1 protein-coding gene is annotated in these 1198 nt (G+C 63.9%); it reads right to left on the bottom strand.

The genetic code is table 11. The features are described 5' to 3' along the window. Positions 1-16: 16 nt before the first annotated feature. Positions 17-1192: an elongation factor Tu gene (gene tuf, locus ACO2Q5_RS23890; protein WP_423295720.1), complete on the bottom strand. Its 1176-nt coding sequence runs from the start codon at positions 1190-1192 to the stop codon at positions 17-19. Between the last annotated feature and the right edge of the window lie 6 nt (positions 1193-1198).

The following is a 1198-nucleotide window of genomic DNA, read 5'->3' on the forward strand; positions in this document are numbered from 1 at the left end:
CGCCCTGCCGGAAATCTTACTTCAGGATCTTCGAGACGACGCCTGCGCCGACGGTGCGGCCGCCTTCGCGGATGGCGAAGCGCAGCTTTTCTTCCATGGCGATCGGCGCGATCAGTTCGACTTCGAACTTCAGGTTGTCGCCCGGCATCACCATTTCCGTGCCTTCCGGCAGCTTCACCGTCCCGGTCACATCCGTCGTGCGGAAGTAGAACTGCGGACGGTAGTTCGCGAAGAACGGCGTGTGGCGGCCGCCTTCTTCCTTGGTCAGGATATAGGCTTCGGCTTCGAAATGGGTGTGCGGGGTCACCGACTTCGGCTTGCACAGCACCTGGCCGCGCTCAACGCCGTCACGGTCGACGCCGCGCAGCAGCGCGCCGATGTTGTCGCCGGCTTCCCCACGGTCCAGCAGCTTGCGGAACATTTCCACGCCGGTGCAGGTCGACTTCGAGGTCGGGCGGATGCCCACGATCTCGACTTCGTCACCGACGTTGATCACGCCACGCTCCACCCGGCCGGTCACGACCGTGCCGCGGCCCGAGATCGAGAACACGTCTTCGATCGGCATCAGGAACGGCTGGTCCACGGCGCGGGCCGGGGTCGGGATGTACGAATCGACCGCTTCCATCAGCGCGCGGATCGAATCCTCGCCGATGTCCTTGCGCTCGCCGATCATCGCCTGGTGGGCCGAGCCCTTGATCACCGGAATGTCGTCGCCGGGGTAGTCGTAGGACGAGAAGAGCTCGCGCACTTCCATCTCGACCAGTTCCAAGAGTTCCGGGTCATCGACCAGGTCCACCTTGTTCAGGTAGCAGACCATGTAGGGGATGCCCACCTGACGGCCGAGCAGGATGTGCTCGCGCGTTTGCGGCATCGGGCCGTCCGAGGCCGCGCACACGAGGATCGCGCCGTCCATCTGGGCGGCACCGGTGATCATGTTCTTCACATAGTCGGCGTGGCCGGGGCAGTCCACGTGCGCATAGTGACGGTTCGCCGTCTCGTATTCCACGTGCGCGGTCGAGATCGTGATCCCCCGTGCCCGCTCTTCCGGCGCGCCGTCGATCTGGTCATAGGCGCGGAACTCGCCGAAATACTTCGTGATCGCAGCCGTCAGCGTCGTCTTCCCGTGGTCAACGTGACCAATCGTCCCGATGTTGACGTGCGGTTTATTCCGTTCAAACTTTGCCTTCGCCATCGTGGC

Source organism: Neotabrizicola sp. VNH66 (assembly GCF_049445895.1).
Taxonomy (GTDB): Bacteria; Pseudomonadota; Alphaproteobacteria; order Rhodobacterales; family Rhodobacteraceae; genus Pseudogemmobacter.